Here is a 19,982-nt window from a genome sequence, read left to right on the forward strand (position 1 = left end):
GATTACTTGACGACGCCGAGCGAGACGTAGTCGTAACGGCCGTTGTAGGCGTCGGACATGTAGGCGTTCGTCAGTCGCTTACCGCGCCAGGTGATGTTCTTCTCGTAGATGAAGGGCATCCAGTCGGCCTGGTCGAGGATCCGCTTGTCGAGAGCCTTGTAGATCTCGCCGGCCTTCTCCGCGTCGGTCTCCGCGATCGCGTCGTCGAAGAGCTTGTCGATCTGCGGGTCCTTGAGCTGCGACTCGTTGTAGTTACCGGTCTCCGCGAGGAACCGGCTGTCCCACAGCGGCTGGCCGAAGCCCTGGCCGGACGGGAAGTCCGGGCCCCAGCCGCTCATCGTCATGCCGTAGCCGCGCTTCTTCACGACGGACGGCGAACCGGTGATGCTGGAGGCCTCGGCGCCGTCGATCGGGTCGACCTCGATCTTGATGCCGACCTTGCCGAGCTGCTCCTGGAGTGCCTCGGCGGTGTCGACCTCGCCCGGGTTGTTGTTACGGGCGCTGAGCTTGGTGGTGAAGCCGTTCGGCTGACCGCATGCCTTCAGCTCTTCCTTGGCCTTGGCGGCGTCCGGCTTGCCCTTGCGGGCGAGGACACCGTACGGGTCGTAGTCGCTGTGGCCCTTGATGGAGGCCGGCAGGGCGCTGTTGGCGATCGCGCCACCGGCGATCTCGCCACCGCGGGTCTGCTGCAGGGCCGCGAAGTCCGTGGCGTAGAAGACGGCCTTGCGGCAGTGGACGTCGTCCAGCGGCTTCGCCGTGTGGACGAGCGCGACGTAGCGGACGAAGGACGTCTGCATGTTGTCGACGCTGTCCTTGTGGTCCTGGACGGCGGTCACACGGCCGGACTGAGTCATGCCGGTGCCGTTGAGGTCGACGTCGTAGTCGCCCTCCATCAGCTTCTTGTCGTTCTCCTCCAGGTTGGCGGAGATCGTCACCGTGACCTTGTCCGGGAGCGCGGCACGGACCGGGTCCGAGGACTTGTCCCACTTGTCGTTGCGGACGAGCACGATGCTCTTGCCCGGCTTGTACGACTCGAACTTGTACGGGCCCGAGGAGAACGGCCGCTGGGTGTACTTCGCCTTGGTGTCCTCGGACGCCTTCACGGGCGAGCCGGACGGCATGGCGAGGAACTGCTCGAAGTCACCGTTGGGCTTGGGCAGCTTGAAGATGATGGTGCTGTCGTCGGGCGTCTCGATCGCCTTCAGACCGAGCTTGTCCGCGGACGTGTCCTTGTACGGGCCCTTGTACTCGTGCTTGGGGTCCAGCGTCTGCATCAGGTACTGCGGGCCACCGGTGATGGTGTCCGTCGCCCAGATGCGCTCGATGCCGTACTTGACGTCCTTGGAGGTCAGCTTGGAGCCGTCCTCCCAGGTGATACCGGGACGCAGCTTGTACGTGTACGTCTTGCCGCCGTCCGAGATCACACCGGGGCCGGTGGCGAGGTCGCCGACCAGCTTGGTGGAGGCGGCACCCGGCTTGGTGTCGTACGTGACCAGCTGGCGGGTGTAGAAGCGCATGAAGTCCCAGGCCATGCCGTAGTAGGCACGCTGGGGGTCGGCGGAGTCGAGGTCCTGCTTGCCGACCATCTTCAGCGTTCCACCCTTCTTGGTGGACGCGTTGGCGACCTTGTTGAACGCCGCGTTGAAGCCGGCGCCCTTCGCCTTGCCGCCGCCGCTGTCGCCGTCGTCGCCGCCGCCGCACGCGGTGGTGGTCATCAGCGCCGCGACCACGAGGGCCGCACCAGCGGTGAGCCGTCGTTTCGAGGTAACTGTGGACATTTTCTCGTAACCTCCGAGATCGCGGTCCCAGGCCGTTGCTTGCCGGAGAACCATGGGAAGAGCCACCTGACAGTGCGGCAGGGGCAAGTCGTGGGCTATCGGGTCCCCTTGGGATCCAGGGCGTCGCGCAGCCCGTCCCCGAAGAGGTTGAAGGCCAGTACGGTGATGAAGATCGTCACGCCGGGGAAGACCATGAACATCGGGTCGTGCTCGTACGTCTCCAGGGCGTCCCGCAGCATTCCGCCCCAGGAGGCCGTGGGCGGCCGCACACCGGCGCCGAGGAAGCTGAGGGCCGCTTCGGTGAGGATGTTGGTGGGGATCATGAGCGTCGCGTAGACGGTGATCGGCGCCACCAGGTTCGGCAGCAGCTCACGGAAGAGGATGTGTGCCCGCCCGCCGCCGAGGCTGCGCGCGGCTTCCACGTACTCGCGTTCACGCAGCGAAAGCGTCTGTCCGCGGACGATGCGTCCCACGTACGGCCATCCGAAGAAGCCGATGACGGCGATGAGTACGGCGATGCGCACCCCGCTGCCGGTGAGACCGAGCAGGTCGTCGGGGAGGACCGAGACGAGGGAGATGATGAAGAGGAGCTGCGGGAAGGACAGCAGCACGTCCATCACCCGGCTGATCACCGCGTCCACCCAGCCGCCGAAGTAGCCGGCGATGATCCCGAAGAGCGTGCCGAGCGCCACGGCGACCAGGGCCGCCAGGAACGCCACGAGCAGCGAGATCCGGGCGCCGTAGACGATCCGGCTGAAGATGTCGCGCCCCTTGTTGGGCTCGACGCCGAAGAGGTAGTCGCCGCTCACGCCGCCGAGGTCGCCCTTGGGGAGATTGGTCAGCGGGTCGAGCATGTCCTGGTGGAATTCGTTCGGCGGGTGCCCGAACAGGCTCACGATGAGCGGCGCGAAGACCGCCACCACGACCAGGACGAGCACGGTGATGCCGCCCGTCAGCGCGACCTTGTCCTGCTTCAGACGGCTCCAGGCGATCTGCTTGAGAGACCGTCCCTCGACCTTCTTCACGCCGGAGTCGGCTGCGGGACCGTCGGTCGCGATCGAGTCCGCTTCCTTGGTCGGCTCGTGCAGTGGTGCCGTCATCGTGGCAAGGACCCCTCTCAACCGGCGGTGGCCGGGCCGAACTGGCCGCTGTGGCGGCGCGATCAGTCAGTCGTACGCAGAGGCGGCAAGACGCCCTTGCTGCGGGAGTCTTCATTGCCGTCGCGCGAGGTAGCCATACCGTCAGGCGAATGGATGCCTAACCGTGATGCGGTCAGGGGTGTTCCGTTATCCGGACGGAAGTGAACGCCCCTCGAACACAGGGCAGTTGAGGTGGAAGGGGGCACGCGCGCAGATTCGCGTCGCTTTCACCATCAGACACCCCCAGCACGGAAATCTCGGACATGGGGAAGTTCCGGCCCGTAGCGAGGGTTTGGGCGACGTGCCGGTTCGCCCGGGCGCGGACGGGAGCGGGTGGCCGCATTCCGGAAGTCGGGTGCGTACAGCGACATTTCGGTTGCCGGGGAGGTGCAACTCCGCTGCCGGCAGGATCAGTACGCGCCCTGCGGCGGCGGATAGCCGTAGCCCGCCACCGGGTCCGCCGGTGCGTGGGCCTCGCGGTCGTAGAACGGACGGGAGTTGGCACGCAGCCACATCGCGACCGGGTCGTACTCGTCGGACATCGCGACGGTGGAGACGGGCAGCCCCTCCGGGACCGCGCCGATCGACTGCTGCATCATCGCGCGCACCGCGTCGACCGAGGTCTGGCTCGTGTCGTAGAGGTCGAGACCGATGGCGAGATACGGGACGCCGAGCGCGGGCTGGACCCAGGCGCGGCGCAGCGAGCGGATCGCGGGGGTGTGATGGGCGTTCTGTGAGAGCAGGGCGTAGAACTGCGGGATCTCGATGGCCGGTTCGGTGAGCCGGAGCGGGCCCGCGGGCATCCGGTCGAGGCCGGTGGCGATCCGGCGCAGATCCAGCCAGGGGATGCCTACGCCGCCACCCGGGGCGTGCGGGTTGAGCCAGATGCCCCAGCGGTCGGGGAAGAGGGCGCGGGCGATGTCGCGGCCGCCGACCAGTTCATGGGCCCGGTTCCAGCCGCTGGCCGAGAGCTCCTGGGCGGACGTCACACAGGGCGCGTAGCCGAGGCCGTCGATCTCCATGTTTCCGTACTGGGCGTCGGGCGAGCCCGCCTGGCCGTGCCAGAGGAGCATCCAGATCCGGCCGTTCGAGAGGGCCTGCAGCAGTGCCTCGTACGCGTCGTAGCGCCCGGGCGTCACTTGGCGCAGCATGTGCTCGACCTGCCCGGCCGCCGCGGTGCCTGACGCACTCACCTGGTCCCGCCCCTCTTCGATCCACTGTGTCGGCCCGCCGCTCCCGGGGCACACGGGTGCGGCATGGTGCCGAGGCACCAGCCATCAAACCAGCTTATGCGCCGGTCCTGACACCGACTTGACGCCTTGGGTCGACGAGGTGATCCGCTCCGAAGGCGTCCGCGGGCGCTACTGGCCCGCGCGCCGGTAGAACGGCCGGACCTTCTCCCGCATCCAGTCGCCGACCGGGTCCTGCGCCACGTCGAGCAGGACCAGATTGACCGGCCAGGGCACCTCGACCCGGCCGAGCGCACGGCCGAGGGCGTCCATCGGGGCATTGCGCCCGGCGCCCTCCCAGGTGGAGAACTCGACGCCGATGAAGAGGACGGGCTCGCCGCCCTCGATGCTGGCCAGCGCCCGGCGTGCGGTGAGCACGACACCGCTCTCCTCGAATTCGCCGGCCGCCGCGGCGAGGAAGTCGACGGGCTCCTCCTGCCAGGCCGGCTCGTACAGCCGGACCCTGCCTCCGCTGGCCGGCCCGTCCAGCGGGGTGCGTCCGGCACGGCAGAGCTCGGCCACGGCGGGCGGCGGCAGCGGCATCCCGACGGCGCCGCCCGGGTTCACCGCGATGCCGAGCTGCGGGGGCAGGCCACGGGCGAACTCGCGGGCGGGCGCGACGGTGAAGGACATGGCGGTGCCGACGCAGGCGAGGAACTGCTGTTCGGAGCTGAACACGGGAACGTACGCGGCGCCCTCGATCTCCAGCGTGGGCAGGTCCAGGTCGGGGGAGTCGGGTCCGCCGCCGCCCGGCAGGGGCACCCAGACGTGGCTGCGCCCGAGTACCTCGACGAGCCGCCCGCCCGCCTCCGGGCTGCCCACCGAGGCCATCAGAACTTCTTCGAGCTCATTGGCCGGCCATCCGCTCTGCGGATGGGACTGGACCTGTGCCGGAATGTCCACTGCTTCCCCTTCTTGCCCGAGCCTTCCGGCAGAAGATTAACGTCCGGCCGCCAGGCCCTTTGGCCCCTCACCCCCCAGGCCCTATGCGTCCGCGAACGCGATCCGGCCCAGCTTCCCCGCCGCTTCCCGGTCCAGCAGCACCGCCGAAACGCACCCGGGCGGCAGCAGACCGGTCTCGGTGTTCCGCAGCAGCCTCCCCACCGCCCTGCGATGCCGGGCGAACGCATATCCGGAGACCCCGCGCCCGCGCTCCCGCTGGCCCTCCCTCGCCGTCTGCGGTGTGACGTCGAGCAGGACGAGGTGGAGGACGCGGCCCCGGCGCCGCGCGTCACGGGCCAGCCAGCCGCGTACCCACGTCTGGGTTCCGCAGTCGTGGACGACGACGGACTCGCCGGAGCGCAGCGCCCGCCACAGTCCCCAGTAGTGGGCGACACGGACGAGGGGGCGGTAGAGGGCGTACGGGAGTAAACGGGGCATCAGCTCCGCCCAGCGGTCCCGGGTGTCCTGGGAGTCGATGGCACGGACCGTTGTGACCGCCCGCCGGATGAGCGTCGATTTGCCGCTGCCGGGCAGCCCGGAGACCACCACCACGTCGCCCGCCGCGAAGTGCAGGCTGTGCGGGCTGCGCCCGGCCCGCTCCCGCAGATCCCGCACGACGGGCGCGTGCGTGCCGAGTGTCTCCGTGGCCGGAGCCCCTGGCTGTGCGGGCATCGCGCCTTGCGCGACCCCCGCGGTCGTCGCGTACCGCTGCAACGTCATCGCCCTCCCCTGTCGGGTCACCCCACGTATGCCCATGAAGTGTAAAGAAAAGGTAATGCGGCACAACCGTCCACGCCGCTGAATTCCCATGCGGGACCGGGGGCCCACTCCGGCGCGATGCGTGCGATGATGACCCGGCCAACTGCATAAAGGCCGCTTGAATCCGCGCGGGAGAGTTCCGGTCACTGCATGTGCCGGGCGCCGAAGGAGCAAGTTCCTCCCTTGAATCTCTCAGGCCCCGTACCGCGTGGATGAGGCAGATCTGAAAAGCGGGCCGCTCTGCGGCTCCACCCAAGGTGCAAGCCGAACCCTTCAGGGGCTCTCGGCGAACCTCTCAGGTTCCGATGACAGATGGGGAGGGATTGTCCTCGTCGTCATGCCCTGGGAGCCATATCCATGAGCACCGCCCCCCGCCTCACCGCCCTCGATGCCCTGCACCGTTCGCTGGGCGCGACCATGACCGACTTCGCGGGCTGGGACATGCCCCTGCGGTACGCCAGCGAGCGCGACGAGCACAACGCGGTGCGCACCAGGGCCGGTCTCTTCGACCTGTCGCACATGGGCGAGATCACCGTCACCGGCCCCGCGGCCGCGGCCTTCCTGAACTTCGCGCTGGTCGGCAACATCGGCACCGTCGCCGTGGGCCGCGCCCGCTACACGATGATCTGTGCCGAGGACGGCGGGATCCTGGACGACCTCATCGTCTACCGCTTGGGTGACACCGAATACATGGTCGTCGCCAACGCCGGGAACGCCCAGATCGTGCTGGACGCGCTGACCGCGCGGGCCGACGGCTTCGACGCCGAGGTGCGCGACGACCGCGACGCGTACGCGCTGCTCGCCGTCCAGGGCCCCGAGTCCCCCGCCATCCTGGCCTCCGTCACCGATGCCGACCTGGACGGTCTGAAGTACTACGCCGGTCTGCCCGGCACGGTCGCCGGTGTCCCCGCCCTGATCGCCCGTACCGGCTACACCGGCGAGGACGGCTTCGAGCTGTTCGTCGCCCCCGAGCACGCCGAGCACCTGTGGAAGGCCCTCACCGAGGCGGGCGCGTCCCACGGCCTGATCCCGTGCGGGCTCTCCTGCCGCGACACGCTGCGCCTGGAGGCCGGCATGCCGCTCTACGGGCACGAGCTGACCACCGAGCTGACCCCCTTCGACGCCGGCCTGGGCCGGGTCGTGAAGTTCGAGAAGGAGGGCGACTTCGTCGGCCGCAAGGCCCTCCAGGCCGCCGCCGAGCGCGCCGAGACCGCTCCGCCCCGCAAGCTGGTCGGGCTGATCGCCGAGGGCCGCCGGGTGCCGCGCGCCGGTTTTTCCGTGGTCGCCGGGGGCGAGGTCGTCGGCGAGGTCACCTCGGGTGCCCCGTCGCCCACCCTGGGCAAGCCGATCGCCATCGCGTACGTGGACGCCGCGCACGCCACGCCCGGTGCCGCGGGCGTCGGAGTGGACATCCGGGGCAGCCACGAGCCGTACGAGGTCGTGGCGCTGCCCTTCTACAAGCGCCAGAAGTGACGTCCGCGCACATCGGAAGTGACGCAGTCGCGTCTCACACCGTAAGACCACCGTTCATCAGCACTCCCCCGCGTACAGGAGAATTCAGGTCATGAGCAACCCCCAGCAGCTGCGTTACAGCAAGGAGCACGAGTGGCTGTCGGCCGTCGAGGACGGTGTGGCCACGATCGGTATCACCGAGTTCGCCGCCAACGCGCTCGGCGATGTCGTCTACGCCCAGCTCCCCGAGGTCGGTGACACGGTGACCGCGGGCGAGACCTGCGGTGAGCTGGAGTCGACCAAGTCGGTGAGCGACCTGTACTCGCCGGTGACCGGTGAGGTCACCGCCGCGAACCAGGACGTCGTGGACGACCCGTCGCTGGTGAACTCCGCTCCCTTCGAGGGCGGCTGGCTGTTCAAGGTACGTATGGCGGAGGAGCCGAAGGACCTGCTCTCCGCCGACGAGTACACCGAGTTCTCCGGCAACTGAGACCCAAAGGGACCACCTGATGTCGCTTCTCAACTCCTCCCTCCACGAGCTGGACCCGGACGTCGCCGCCGCTGTCGACGCCGAGCTCCACCGTCAGCAGTCCACCCTCGAGATGATCGCCTCGGAGAACTTCGCTCCGGTCGCGGTCATGGAGGCCCAGGGCTCCGTCCTCACCAACAAGTACGCCGAGGGCTACCCCGGCCGCCGCTACTACGGCGGCTGCGAGCACGTCGACGTCGTCGAGCAGATCGCCATCGATCGCATCAAGGCGCTGTTCGGCGCCGAGGCCGCGAACGTCCAGCCGCACTCCGGTGCGCAGGCCAACGCCGCCGCGATGTTCGCGCTGCTGAAGCCGGGCGACACGATCATGGGCCTGAGCCTGGCCCACGGCGGCCACCTGACCCACGGCATGAAGATCAACTTCTCCGGCAAGCTCTACAACGTGGTCCCGTACCACGTCGACGAGACCGGCGTCGTGGACATGGCCGAGGTCGAGCGTCTGGCCAAGGAGTCCAAGCCGAAGCTGATCGTCGCCGGCTGGTCCGCGTACCCCCGTCAGCTGGACTTCGCCGCCTTCCGCCGCATCGCGGACGAGGTCGGCGCGTACCTGATGGTCGACATGGCGCACTTCGCCGGCCTGGTTGCCGCGGGTCTGCACCCCAACCCGGTGCCGCACGCCCATGTCGTCACGACCACCACGCACAAGACCCTCGGCGGTCCGCGCGGTGGCGTCATCCTGTCGACGCAGGAGCTCGCCAAGAAGATCAACTCCGCGGTCTTCCCGGGCCAGCAGGGTGGTCCGCTGGAGCACGTGATCGCGGCCAAGGCGGTCTCGTTCAAGGTCGCGGCGACCGAGGAGTTCAAGGAGCGCCAGCAGCGCACCCTGGACGGCGCCCGCATCCTCGCCGAGCGCCTGGTCCAGCCGGACGTCACCGAGGTCGGCGTCTCCGTGCTGTCCGGCGGTACCGACGTCCACCTGGTCCTCGTCGACCTGCGCAACTCCGAGCTGGACGGCCAGCAGGCCGAGGACCGGCTGCACGAGCTGGGCATCACGGTCAACCGGAACGCCATCCCGAACGACCCGCGGCCGCCGATGGTCACCTCGGGTCTGCGGATCGGTACGCCGGCCCTGGCCACCCGCGGTTTCCAGGCCGAGGACTTCACCGAGGTCGCGGAGATCATCGCGTCGGCGCTCAAGCCGTCCTACGACGCGGATGCCCTGAAGGCCCGCGTCGTCGCGCTGGCCGAGAAGTTCCCGCTGTATCCCGGCCTGAAGTAGTCCGGGTCACAGGTTGTCCCGAAGTAATCCGGGACACAGTTCGTCACGTTTCGGGCGGGGCACCGCGCACACTGGACAGTGGGCGCGGTGCCCCATCCCTTGTCCCCGCTGCTCTTCGGGCCGGCCGGCCCGTACCGCATCACCCGGCAGACAACGGCGTCTACCAACCCTTAGGAGTCCCCCCGTGGCCATCTCGGTCTTCGACCTGTTCTCGATCGGCATCGGCCCGTCCAGCTCCCATACGGTCGGTCCGATGCGCGCCGCCCATATGTTCGCGCGCCGACTGAAGAACGAGGGCCTCATCGCCCACACCGCCTCCATACGCGCCGAGCTGTACGGCTCGCTCGGGGCGACCGGTCACGGCCACGGCACCCCCAAGGCCGTCCTGCTCGGTCTGGAGGGCGAGTCGCCCCGTACCGTCGACGTGGAGTCCGCCGACGACCGGGTGGAGCGGATCCGTACCACCGGCCGGATCAACCTCCTCGGCATGCACGAGATCGACTTCGACGCCGACGAGCAGCTGATCCTGCACCGTCGCAAGGCGCTTCCGTACCACGCCAACGGTATGACGATCTTCGCCTTCGACCACGAGGGCGCCCCACTCCTGGAGAAGACCTACTACTCCGTCGGCGGCGGCTTCGTCGTCGACGAGGACGCAGTGGGCGAGGACCGGATCGTCCTCGACGACACCGTGCTGAAGCACCCCTTCCGCACCGGCGACGAACTGCTGCGGCTCTCGAAGGACACCGGTCTGTCCATCTCCTCGCTGATGCTGGAGAACGAGAAGGCCTGGCGCACCGAGGACGAGATCCGCTCGGGCCTGCTCGACATCTGGCGCGTCATGCAGGCCTGCGTCGCGCGCGGCATGTCCCGCGAGGGCATCCTGCCCGGCGGCCTCAAGGTCCGCCGCCGCGCCGCGAACACCGCCCGCCAGCTGCGCGCCGAGGGCGACCCACAGACCCTCGCGATGGAGTGGATCACCCTCTACGCGATGGCGGTCAACGAGGAGAACGCGGCGGGCGGCCGCGTCGTCACCGCACCCACCAACGGCGCCGCGGGCATCATCCCGGCCGTGCTGCACTACTACATGAACTTCGCGGCCGGTGGCGCCACCGAGGCGGAGAAGGAGGACAGCGTCGTCCGCTTCCTCCTCGCCGCCGGAGCCATCGGCATGCTGTTCAAGGAGAACGCCTCCATCTCCGGTGCCGAGGTCGGCTGCCAGGGCGAGGTCGGCTCCGCCTGCTCCATGGCAGCGGGCGCCCTCGCAGAGGTCCTCGGCGGCACCCCCGAGCAGGTCGAGAACGCCGCCGAGATCGGCATGGAACACAACCTCGGCCTGACCTGCGACCCGGTCGGCGGTCTCGTCCAGATCCCGTGCATCGAGCGCAACGGCATGGCCGCGGTCAAGGCCGTCACGGCGGCGAAGATGGCGTTGCGCGGCGACGGCAGCCACAAGGTCTCCCTCGACAAGGTCATCAAGACCATGAAGGAGACGGGCGCGGACATGAGCGTGAAGTACAAGGAGACGGCGCGGGGCGGGCTCGCGGTGAACATCATCGAGTGCTGAGAGAACAGGCCCTGACCAGCGCGTTTACTTCTTTCAGCGCTGTCAGGGCCTTCCCTGCCTACGCGGCGGAAAGTCCCTGGAATCTCCCTGGGACAGGCGTGAAAGTCCGCGCCCGCAGGCACGTCCGGCGCGCTCAGCGCCGGCGTGTTCTGCGCGACGTGCTCGGGCAATGATGCGCGTCGCGTCCCATCGCCCACGGCCTCATACGGTCCGGCTGCCGTCTCGCTCGGCTTCGAGCCAGCCCAGCCGTGCCACTTGGAAGCCCAGCTGCATACGAGTCTGCACCTTCGTGATATCCATCAGGTGCCGGACCCGGCGCGTCACCGTCCGCAGGGATGTGCGCAGCTGGGCGGCGATCTCGCGGTCGGTGAGGCCGGCCAGCATCAGGCTGAGGATCTGTGCATCCAGATCTTCGATTGCGGGCGCGTTCTGCATGGCATCGGCGGAGCTGACAAACTGCGTCGCTTTCCCCCATTCGGACTCGAACAGCGCTATCAGCGCATCGAGCAGGCCACCCTCGTGCACGAGCAGGGCTCCCTCCTTTGCGGCCTTGGCCGGACCGAGGAGCGGAACAATGGCGAACTCGCGGTCCACGACAAAAAGTTTCAGCGGCAGCGTCTCAGCGATTCGGACCTCCTCTCCTGCGGCCCGCGCCCGGACGATCTCGTCGAACGACGTGGCTCCCTCGGTGAGTATCGCGCGTTCGAGCATCACCCGGTAACGAACGCCGCGCGCGATGACCGCACCGTCGGTCAGGTTACCGGCTGAAATGACTGGCGCCTTGACGAAGTTCATGACCTCTTCCCGCGCGCCGAGTTGCATGTGACCGACGCGCTTGCGGACGGCCTCGGTGCCGTGGATCACGCCGACGACGCCCCCGACGCCGCGCCCGAGGGCGGCCGCGCGGTAGATTTCGTCGAGGGAGCCGAGTTCGAGTTCCGCCAACTTGAGCTCGTTCTGTCGCTGGACCAGGAGCGCCCGCAACGCCGCTGCCGGTGGAGAAGCCATGAACCGGGTGGTATCGCCGTGGCTGCGCGCGGCGAGCCCCCGGCCTTCGAGCGTACCGAGGATACGAACCACCTGGCTTGCGCCACAGCCGACGGACTCGGCGAGCTCGGCGGGGGTGGCGGAGGCTACCGAGATCAGCGCGCGGTAAGTGTCCGACTGTTCGGGGGTCAGTCCCAGCACGTCTGACAGCATGATGCTCCTCCTCGTGGTCCAGGGACACGTTCATCTCTTTGCAAGGGCCCGCCCCGCTGGAGGCGGGACGGGCCCCTTTCTGATCGTTCTGTCAGGCCTTGTCGGGCCGTTCGGTGACGCGGATGGCGTTGACCAGCGACTTACCGCTGGCCGCCACGAACCGCACGTTGAGCACACCGTCGGTCACGGTGACCGTGTAGGTCCGGGTGACCGCGGCATAGGAGCCGGCCTCGTGGGCGATGTCGAGGGACGGCAGTACCTTGATGTCCTCGGCGAGGACGTCGAAGATCCGCTGGCCCGGTTTGCTGCTCGACACCTCGGCGAAGTCCAGTTCCACCGTGTAGACGCCGTCGGGGACGTTGTCGAAGCGGTATCCGTACATGCCCTCGCGCGCGTCCTGGAACAGCTTCGGATCGTCGGTGCCGGCGATGGCCTTCGTCGTGGACTTGACGCTTGATGTGCCCTCATAGCCGAAGGAGCCCGCCAGGTATTTCTGGTCCGGCTTCCAGGTGTCGCCGAGTGTGTCCACGGCGGCGCTGGAGGCGCCGGCGTCGAGCGCGGCCTGGTAGCGGGGCACGACGACCTTCACCGGAATGGTGATCACCGGTGCCCGGCCGCTTGCGGAGTTCACCCGCACGGTGGTGGTGAGCACCTCGCCCGCGTGCCCGGCCGGGTCGACCGAGAGCGTTCCGGTGGCCTTCTCGCCCGTGGCCAGATCGCCGCCGGTCAGGCTGACCGTCAGCCACGGGGCGTCCTCGACGACGGTGTATGCCGCCGGGGAGCCCGAGTTGGTCAGCTCGAAGGCGCGGGCACGCTGCTGGCCGGCGGGGAGGACGAACTCGTACGCCTTCGTGGCGGCCGTCACCTTGCCGGTCTTGAGTGCCTCGGACGTCGTCACAACACCGCCCGCATCGAGCGTCACCGCCTGTTCGAACGGCTGGTAGTCCGGGGCGGTGAGCCTGATCGAGGTTGCACCGGACGGCGCCTGGAGCAGGTATGAGCCGTCCGCTTCGGTCGTGCCGGTCATCACCGTGTCACCCGTGCCCACGGTGACCGTCGCTCCCGCGAGGGCCTCGCCGTCGTTGGCGTCGAGCACCCTGCCCCGCACCACGCCGGACTTGCTGGTCCGGAAGTCGAGGCTGAAGCCGTCGGAGAGCACACCGGGGGTGTCGTAGGAATACTGGAACGCCTCGGTGCCCGAGGCGTTCTCCACGCCGATGGTGGCGCTGGAGCCCGATTCGAAGCCGATGCCGGTGATGTCCTTGTAGTGGTAGGAGATCTTGCCGTCCTCGCCGATGACTGCGGAGAACGAGAACCTCTCGAACTGGGCCGACCATTGGGTGACGTTGCGCCACTCGACGACGAACGAGCGGTGCGGGGCGGTGCCGATGACGCCGGTGTAGACGCCCCCGGAGCTCGCATCCACGATCAGGTCGTCCCAGAACGGGTAGAGCGCCGCGTTGAGTCTGTAGGGGTGGGGGATGGCCTTGTTGACGTTGGTGGCCGACGAGGGGGCGTCGAAGGACAGCGCACCGTTCGTGGATATCCAACCGGAGTTGTAGGTCGCGCCGTACAACGGGACCGGGAAGGGCAGGGTGACCGGCAGGTACTCCGAGTCGCCGGTGAGGGTCGTCTTGTCCGTGCCCGCGACGTACTCGGTGTTGCTGGCGCCCTGGCAGGCGTACCCGAAGGCGTCCGTGCGGTCCGACAGGGCGATGTCCGCGGTGGTGTCGGCCGTGACCTCCACGTGCGCGGTGCCCGCCGCGGCGCAGCGGATCTGGGGCGAGGCCGTCAGGTCGTACGTGCCGAGCGGCAGGGTCACCTCGTAGTGGCCCTGGGCGTTCGCGGTGGCGGTGACGGGGGTGTCCTTGACGGTGATCGCCGCGCCCGCCGCGGGTCCGGCTTCGGAGGTGACCGTTCCCGAGACCTTGACCGACGGCGCCTGCTCCAGCGTGAAGTTCCGGGTGGTGGTCTGCCCCTCCGTGATCGTGACCGCACCGGTGCCCGTGGAGTAGCCGAACTTGCCGGCCGTGAGCGTGTAGTCGCCGACGGGCAGCCTGGGCAGCGTGAACGTGCCGTCGGCTGCGGTGTTGAGGGTGCGGTCCATCGGGCCGTCCACGTTCAACTCCGCCCCGGCGACCGGCGCGCCGCCCGAGGTGACTGTGCCACTCAGTGCGCCGGTCGGCCCGTGCGGTGTGGCAGAGACTGCCGCATAGGCGTTGAGCCGGCCCTCACCGAAGACGTTGTTCTTGGCCGCGGTGCCGCCGCAGGTGGTGTTGTCGGTGTCGATGGCGGTCTGGTTGAGGAGCGCTTCGGTCTGTGCCACGTCGCCCTGGAGGGCGGGTGACGCCGACCACATCAGTGCGACCGTGGCCGCAGTGTGTGGGGAGGCCATCGAGGTGCCGGAGGCCGTTCTGTAGCCGCCGCCCAGCGCGCTGGAACGCACGTTGACGCCCGGTGCGGCGAGGTTCGGCTTGATCGTCCCGTTCTCGCCGGAGCCCCGGGAGGAGTACAAGAAGATGTCGTTGTTGATGTCGAACGCGCCGGAGCTGTAGGTGTTCACGTACGAACCGGGATAACCGCTGGAGTTGCAGATCGGTCCGGAGTTGCCATTGGAGAACGCCGGGAAGATGCCGGCGGCCCGCCAGGCGGCCACAATTTCCTGATACATGGGGTTGAAGCCGTCCCCACCCCAGGAGTTGTTCACCACGTCGGGCGCCAGGTCCGGGCGCGGGCTGCCGCCCCTCAGATCCGTGGGCGCGATCATCCACTGCCCCGCGGCGAGCAGCGGGGCGGTGTTGCAGAGCTTGAATGTGCAAGCCTTGACGGCGATCCACTTGGCACCCGGCGCGACGCCGACCTTGTTGGTGCCGCCGTCGTCGCCGACCATGGTGCCCATGGTGTGCGTGCCGTGGCCGCTGGTGTCGCACGGCGCGGCAACGTCGCATTCCTGGGTCGGGTCGAACCAGTTGTAGTTGTGGTCGTAGGTGCCGTCGGCGTTGAGACCGCGGTACTGGTTCTTGAGGGCCGGGTGGTCGTACTGGACGCCGGTGTCGATGTTGGCGACCACGATGCCCTCACCGCGCACCTTGAGTTCGTTCCAGACCTTCGGAGCCTCGATCCGGTCGATGTTCCACTCGACCGCGTCGACCGTGGGCTCGGCCTCGCCCGCGACCGGCGTGTCGAGCTTGATCTCCTCGTCCGAGTTGATCTGCGCGACCTCGGGCAGCGCAGCCAGCTTCTCGACAAGTTCCTGACCGCCGACAACCTGGATGGAGTTGTTGATCCAGAAGGAGGTGTGGTCGACTCCCGCCGACTTCAGCAGCTTCATCGCGTTGGCCTGAGACGTCTTGGCCTGCTGCTGCTTCGCCGCCAGGACGGCCGCCGCCTTCTCGGTCTTCGTCCGGGCCTTCGCCGCCGCCTGCAGGTCGGCGTCCCGGTCGAACTCGACCCAGAAGGTGACCTTCCGCTCCTTCTGGAGCTGTCCGAGCAGCTCGGGCTCCACCTTCCGCTCGGCCGCAGGCGCGTCCGTGACCGGCTGGGCGAACGAGGTTCCGCCGGCGAGCGGCACCAGCAAAGGTAAGACCAAGGCCGCCAAGGCCAAACGCAGCAATCTGCTCTGTCTTGCCACAATGTACCCTTCCGAAAAACGGCGAGGACCGCCCGCCGTGGGATGTAGAAAACGCGGTGCGGATCACCACCCGCGCCACCTGCCTTGTCGATTGGGCCTTCGGAGTCTCGACTGAGGCATAAGGCGAATCAAGAGCTGCCAAAGGCGCAAAAACGCCATGGCGCAAACGCGCCGATGAAGTGGCGGAACCAGGCGTCGACCCAAGGCGAACGACAGCGAAGGGCCCGCCCCGCTGGGCGGCGGGACGGGCCCCTTGTGGTCGGTCTGTCAGGCCTTGTCGGGCCGTTCGGTGACGCGGATGGCGTTGACCAGCGCCTTGCCGCTGGTCGCCGGGAACCGCACGTTGAGCACACCGTCGGTCACGGTGACCGTGTAGGTCCGGGTGACCGCGGCGTAGGAGCCGGCCTGGTAGGCGATGTCGAGGGACGGCAGTACCTCGATGTCCTCGGCGAAGACGTCGAAGATCCGCTGACCCGGTTTGCTGCCCGACACCTCGGCGAAGTCCAGTTCCACCGTGTAGACGCCGTCGGGGACGTTGTCGAAGCGGTATCCGACCATGCCCTCGCGCGCGTCCTGGAACAGCTTCGGATCATCGGTGCCGGCGATGACCTTCGTCGTGGACCTGACGCTTGATGTGCCCTCGTAGCCGAAGGAGCCCGCCAGGTATTTCTGGTCCGGCTTCCAGGTGTCGCCGAGTGTGTCCACGGCGGCGCTGGAGGCACCGGATTGGAGTGCTGCCTGGTAGCGGGGCACGACGACCTTCACCGGAATGGTGAACACCGGTGTCCGGCCGCTGTCGGAGTTCACCCGCACGGTGGTGGTGAGCACCTCGCCCGCCGCATACCCGGCCGGGTCGACCGAGAGTGTGCCGGTGGCCTTCTCGCCCGTGGCCAGATCGCCGCCGGTCAGGCTGACCGTCAGCCACGGGGCGTCCTCGACGACGGTGTATGCCGACGGGAGGCCCGAGTTGGTCAGCTCGAAGGCGCGGGCACGCTGCTGGCCGGCGGGGACGACGATGTCGTACGCCTTCGTGGCGGCCGTCACCTTGGCGGTCTTGAGCGCCTCGGACATCTCCACGACACCGCCCGCATCGGGCGTCACCGTCTGCTCCAACGGCTGGTAGTTCGGGGCGGTGAACCTGATCGAGGTTGCACCGGACGGCGCCTGGAACAGGTAGGAGCCGTCCGCTCGGGTCTTGCCGGTCATCACCGTGTCACCCGTGCCCAGGGTGACCGTCGCTCCCGCGAGGGCCTCGCCGTCGTTGGCGTCGAGCACCCTGCCCAGCACCACGCCGGACTTGCTGGTCCGGAAGTCGATGCTCAAGCCGTCGGAGAGCACACCGGGGGTCTCGTAGGAATACTGGAACGCATCGGTGCCCGAGGCGTTCTCCACGCCGATGGTGGCGCTGGAGCCCGATTCGAAGCCGATGCCGGTGATGTCCTTGTAGTGGTAGGAGATCTTGCCGTCCTCGCCGATGACTGCGGAGAACGAGAATTTCTCCAGCCCGGCCGACCGGTGGACGACGTTGCGCCACTCGACGACGAACGAGCGGTGCGGGGCGGTGCCGATGACGCCGGTGTAGACGCCCCCAGAGCTCGGCACGACCAGGTCGTCCCAGAACGGGTAGAGCGCCGCGTTGGGTCCGGTGGTGCGGGGGATGGTGGTGTTGCTGCTCGCCGAGGGGGAGGTGAAGGCCAGCGCACCGTCCGCGGATATCCAACCGGAGGAGTAGGTCCTGCCGTACAACGGGACCTGGAAGGGCAGGGTGATCGGCAGGAGCGCCGAGTCGCCGGTGAGGGTCGTCTTGTCCGTGCCCGCGACGTACTCGTTGTTGTTGGCGCCCTGGCAGGCGTACCCGAAGGTGTCCGTGCGGTCCGACAGGGCGATGTCCGCGGTGGTGTCGGCCGTGACCTCCACGTGCGCGGTGCCCGCAGCGGCGCAGCGGATGGAGGGCAAGGCCGTCAGGTCGTACGTGCCGAGCGGCAGGGTCACCTCGTAGTGGCCCTGGGCGTTCGTGGTGGCGGTGACGGGGGTGTTCTTGACGGTGATCGCCGCGCCCGCCGCGGGTCCGGCTTTGTAGGTGACCGTTCCCGAGACCTTGACCGACGGCGCCTGCTCCAGCGTGAAGTTCCGGGTGGTGGTCTGCCCCTGCGTGATCGTGACCGCACCGGTGCCCGTGGAGTAGCCGAACTTGTCGACCGTGAGCGTGTAGTCGCCGACAAGCAGCTTGGGCAGCGTGAACGTGCCGTCGGCTGCGGTGTTGAGGGTGCGGTCCGTCGGGCCGTCCACGTTCAGCTTCGCCCCGGCGACCGGCGCGCCGCCCGAGGTGACTGTGCCACTCAGTGCGCCGGTCGGCCCGTGCGGTGTGGCAGAGACTGCGTCATAGGCGTTGAGCCTGCCTTCACCGAAGACGTTGTTGTTGGCCGCGGTGCCGCCGCAGGTGGTGTTGTCGGCGTCGATGGCGGTCTGGTTGAGGAGCGCTTCGGTCTGTGCCACGTCGCCCTGGAGGGCGGGGGACGCCGACCACATCAGTGCGACCGTGGCCGCAGTGTGCGGGGAGGCCATCGAGGTGCCGGAGATCGTGTTGTAGCTGCCGTCCATCCAGCTGGAACGCACATTGACGCCCGGCGCGGCGAGGTTCGGCTTGATCGTCCCGTTCTCGCCGGTGCCCCGGGAGGAGAAGCTCGCGATATCGTTGTTGATGTCGAACGCGCCGGAGCTGTAGCTGCTCAGGTACGAACCGGGCGAACCGCTGGTGTTGCAGCTCGGTCCGGAGTTGCCATTGGAGAACGCCGGGAAGATGCCGGCGGCCCGCCATGCGGTCACAATTTCCTGATAGAAGGGATCGAAGCCGTCCCCACCCCAGGAGTTGTTCACCACGTCGGGCGCCAGATCCGGGCGCGGGCTGCCGCCGGTCAGATCAGTGGGCGCGATGATCCACTGCCCCGCGGCAAGCAGTGATTCCTCGGTGCAGACGGTTGCGCAACCCTTGACGGCGATCCACTTGGCACCCGGCGCGACACCGATCGTATTGGTGCCGCCGTCGTCGCCGACCATGGTGCCCATGGTGTGCGTGCCGTGGCCGTTCTTGTCGCACGGCGCGGCAGTGTCGCAATCCTGGGTCGGGTCGAACCAGTTGTAGTTGTGGTCGTAGGTGCCGTCGGCGTTGAGACCGCGGTACTGGTTCTTGAGGGCCGGGTGGTCGTACCGGACGCCGGAGTCGATGTTGGCGACCACGATGCCCTCACCGCGCACCTCGAGTTCGTTCCAGACCCTCGGAGCCTCGATCCGGTCGATGTTCCACTCGACCGCGTCGACCGTGGGCTCGGCCTCGCCCGCGACCGGCGTGTCGAGCTTGATCTCCTCGTCCGAGTTGATCTGCGCGACCTCGGGCAGGGCAGCCAGCTTCTCGACAAGTTCCTGACCGCCGACAACCTGGATGGAGTTGTTGATCCAGAAAGAGGTGTGGTCGACTCCCGCCGACTTCAGCAGCTTCATCGCGTTGGCCTGGGACGTCTTGGCCTGCTTCTGCTTCGCCGCCAGGACGGCCGCCGCCCTCTCGGTCTTCGTCCGGGCCTTCGCCGCCGCCTGCAGGTCGGCGTCCCGGTCGAACTCGACCCAGAAGGTGACCTTCCGCTCCTTCTGGAGCTGTCCGAGCAGCTCGGGCTCCACCTTCCGCTCGGCCGCAGGCGCGTCCGTGACCGGCTGGGCGAACGAGGTTCCGCCGGCGAGCGGCACCAGCAAAGGTAAGACCAAGGCCGCCAAGGCCAAACGCAGCAATCTGCTCTGTCTTGCCACAATGTACCCTTCCGAAAAACGGCGAGGACCGCCCGCCGTGGGATGTAGAAAACGCGGTGCGGATCACCACCCGCGCCACCTGCCTTGTCGATCGGGCCTTCGGAGTCTCGACTGAGGCATAAGGCGAATCAAGAGCTGCCAAAGGCGCAAAAACGCCATGGCGCAAACGCGCCGACGAAGTGGCGGAACCAGGCATCGACCCAAGGCGCTCCAGTCGGCTTGGGCCGCGGCCACACCGGTCCTGGGCTTTGCCCCCGCCCTGGCCGATCTCGCCCAGGTCCTGCTGCCATGCCGTAACCGATCACTCGGGGCTCTGCAACGACATCTGCTCCTTCGAGAAGGAGGCACTGCTCGGTTACGAGCACAATGCGGTACGGCTCATTCAGCGCGACCGGGGATTCAGCCTCCAGGAGGCCGTCGACGAGGCCGGGGTGCAGCTCGCGAAGATAGCGGAACGGGTTCGGCGTGCCGAGAGGGAACTGATCGAGGAAATAGAGGCGGCCGGGATCCACGGCCGCACCCGGGCCGCGCTGGAGCGGTGTGTACAGGACTACCGCGGGCTGGTCCGGGGCGACTTCGACTACCACGCCCGCGCGGAGCGGTACACCCGTCCCGATCTGGTGGAGGTCGACGAACGGGAGTCGCTGTCACGGCACTTCGCCGCCTGATCGGTCGGCAGCATGGCGCAGGGGGCCGGGATCGGACGCCCGACGACGGG

The 19,982-nt window shown here is 68.3% G+C and carries 12 protein-coding genes, 1 pseudogene and 1 riboswitch; of the genes and pseudogenes, 5 read left to right on the forward strand and 8 right to left on the reverse strand.

Annotated features, from left to right (window positions below):
- Positions 1-2: 2 nt before the first annotated feature.
- The 5 genes from OG953_RS13480 to OG953_RS13500 form a co-directional block, all read right to left on the reverse strand.
- Positions 3-1,778: an ABC transporter substrate-binding protein gene (locus OG953_RS13480; protein ID WP_405684389.1), complete on the reverse strand. Its 1,776-nt coding sequence runs from the start codon at positions 1,776-1,778 to the stop codon at positions 3-5.
- A gap of 95 nt (positions 1,779-1,873) precedes the next feature.
- Positions 1,874-2,878, reverse strand: a complete 1,005-nt coding sequence (locus OG953_RS13485) for an ABC transporter permease (RefSeq protein WP_405684390.1) — start codon at positions 2,876-2,878, stop codon at positions 1,874-1,876.
- 449 nt (positions 2,879-3,327) lie between these two features.
- Entirely contained in the window at positions 3,328-4,110 is a 783-nt protein-coding gene (locus OG953_RS13490) for an enhanced serine sensitivity protein SseB C-terminal domain-containing protein (RefSeq protein WP_405684391.1), read from the reverse strand.
- Positions 4,111-4,278: 168 nt separating this feature from the next.
- The gene (locus OG953_RS13495; RefSeq protein WP_405684393.1) at positions 4,279-5,049 is read right to left on the reverse strand and encodes an enhanced serine sensitivity protein SseB; all 771 of its coding nucleotides are present in this window, start codon (positions 5,047-5,049) and stop codon (positions 4,279-4,281) included.
- Positions 5,050-5,130: 81 nt separating this feature from the next.
- Positions 5,131-5,808 (reverse strand): AAA family ATPase, encoded by a 678-nt coding sequence (locus tag OG953_RS13500; RefSeq protein ID WP_405684395.1) that lies wholly within the window; start codon positions 5,806-5,808, stop codon positions 5,131-5,133.
- A 158-nt stretch (positions 5,809-5,966) separates the two neighbouring features.
- Positions 5,967-6,064: riboswitch (glycine riboswitch) on the forward strand.
- Positions 6,065-6,204: 140 nt separating this feature from the next.
- Here OG953_RS13500 and gcvT point away from each other — a divergent pair.
- From gcvT to OG953_RS13520, 4 genes are all read left to right on the forward strand, one after another.
- Positions 6,205-7,320: a glycine cleavage system aminomethyltransferase GcvT gene (gcvT, locus tag OG953_RS13505; RefSeq protein WP_405684396.1), complete on the forward strand. Its 1,116-nt coding sequence runs from the start codon at positions 6,205-6,207 to the stop codon at positions 7,318-7,320.
- A 91-nt stretch (positions 7,321-7,411) separates the two neighbouring features.
- Positions 7,412-7,789 carry a glycine cleavage system protein GcvH gene (gene gcvH / locus OG953_RS13510; protein ID WP_327272806.1) on the forward strand — a complete coding sequence of 126 codons (378 nt, stop codon included), beginning with the start codon at positions 7,412-7,414 and terminating at the stop codon, positions 7,787-7,789.
- 19 nt (positions 7,790-7,808) lie between these two features.
- The gene (glyA, locus tag OG953_RS13515) at positions 7,809-9,068 is read left to right on the forward strand and encodes a serine hydroxymethyltransferase (RefSeq protein WP_266357742.1); all 1,260 of its coding nucleotides are present in this window, start codon (positions 7,809-7,811) and stop codon (positions 9,066-9,068) included.
- A gap of 184 nt (positions 9,069-9,252) precedes the next feature.
- Positions 9,253-10,635 carry an L-serine ammonia-lyase gene (locus OG953_RS13520; protein ID WP_405684398.1) on the forward strand — a complete coding sequence of 461 codons (1,383 nt, stop codon included), beginning with the start codon at positions 9,253-9,255 and terminating at the stop codon, positions 10,633-10,635.
- Between the two features lie 201 nt (positions 10,636-10,836).
- Here the strand turns inward: OG953_RS13520 and OG953_RS13525 are convergent, their stop codons facing one another.
- The 3 genes from OG953_RS13525 to OG953_RS13535 all read right to left on the reverse strand — a co-directional run bounded on the left by OG953_RS13525 (position 10,837) and on the right by OG953_RS13535 (position 19,204).
- Positions 10,837-11,835 (reverse strand): helix-turn-helix domain-containing protein, encoded by a 999-nt coding sequence (locus tag OG953_RS13525; RefSeq protein ID WP_405684399.1) that lies wholly within the window; start codon positions 11,833-11,835, stop codon positions 10,837-10,839.
- Positions 11,836-11,926: 91 nt separating this feature from the next.
- Complete coding sequence (locus tag OG953_RS13530; RefSeq protein WP_405684400.1) at positions 11,927-15,406, reverse strand: S8 family serine peptidase; 3,480 nt, start codon at positions 15,404-15,406, stop codon at positions 11,927-11,929.
- Positions 15,407-15,733: 327 nt separating this feature from the next.
- On the reverse strand, positions 15,734-19,204 hold the full coding sequence (locus OG953_RS13535) for a S8 family serine peptidase (protein WP_405684401.1): 3,471 nt from the start codon (positions 19,202-19,204) through the stop codon (positions 15,734-15,736).
- A 347-nt stretch (positions 19,205-19,551) separates the two neighbouring features.
- Here OG953_RS13535 and OG953_RS13540 point away from each other — a divergent pair.
- Positions 19,552-19,932 (forward strand): annotated as a pseudogene (locus OG953_RS13540) (terpene synthase family protein); the annotation flags it as partial.
- Between the last annotated feature and the right edge of the window lie 50 nt (positions 19,933-19,982).

Source organism: Streptomyces sp. NBC_00057, from assembly GCF_045041165.1.
Lineage (GTDB): Bacteria > Actinomycetota > Actinomycetes > Streptomycetales > Streptomycetaceae > Streptomyces.